This window comes from Streptomyces sparsus (genome assembly GCF_054776295.1).
Genome location: NZ_BAAHCA010001524.1, coordinates 1 through 741 on the forward strand (window position 1 = coordinate 1; position 741 = coordinate 741).

Annotated in this window: 1 protein-coding gene; it reads left to right on the plus strand. The window is 74.5% G+C overall.

Annotation, left to right across the window (positions count from 1 at the left end):
* The coding region (locus ACYVE9_RS29400) for a CAP domain-containing protein (RefSeq protein ID WP_461030922.1) at nucleotides 1-688 on the plus strand (688 nt) is incomplete at its 5' end.
* Nucleotides 689-741 lie beyond the last annotated feature (53 nt).

Consider the following 741-nt stretch of genomic DNA (forward strand, 5'->3'; position numbering starts at 1 on the left):
CACCCCCTCGGCGCCGGCCGCGGGCGGGCCGTCGGCCTCACAGACCCCGTCGGACGAGGCCTCGCAGGCACCGGGCAGGACCCCCGAGAAGACGCCTGGGACCGAGAAGCCGGGGGCGGCCTCTCCCGACCCCTCCGCGCCGGAGCAGTCCTCGCCGCCGGCGGGCAGTTCCAGCAAGCCGTCGCGGGGCGCACCGCCGCCCGTCATCCCCGCCAGGCCGAGCGCGCCGCCGGTCACCACACCGGCGAAGCCCACCCCGGAGACGCCCGGCCAGTCCGGCAAGCCCAGCAAACCCACCCAGCCCGGTAAGAACGCCACCGTCGAAGCGCAGATCCTGGCCCTGGTCAACGCCGAGCGCGCCAAGGCCGGCTGCCAGCCGGTGAAGGCGGACCGCAAGCTGGACGAACTGGCCGCCGACTTCAGCCGCGACATGGCGGTCCGCGGCTTCTTCTCCCACACCAGTCCCGACGGCGAGAGCCCCTGGGACCGGGCCGACGCCGCGGGCGTCACCAACCTCGGCGGGGAGAACATCGCCCGCGGCCAGGCCGACGCCGAGGCGGTGATGGAGGCGTGGATGCAGAGCCCAGGCCACCGCGCCAACATTCTCAACTGCGACTACAAGACGATGGGCGTCGGCGCCCACTTCGAGCCGGGCGGCCCGTGGTGGACGCAGAACTTCGGCTTCTGAGCCCACGTACGGTCTGACGGCGCGGGCCGTTCCCCGGCACGGTGCGGGGAGCG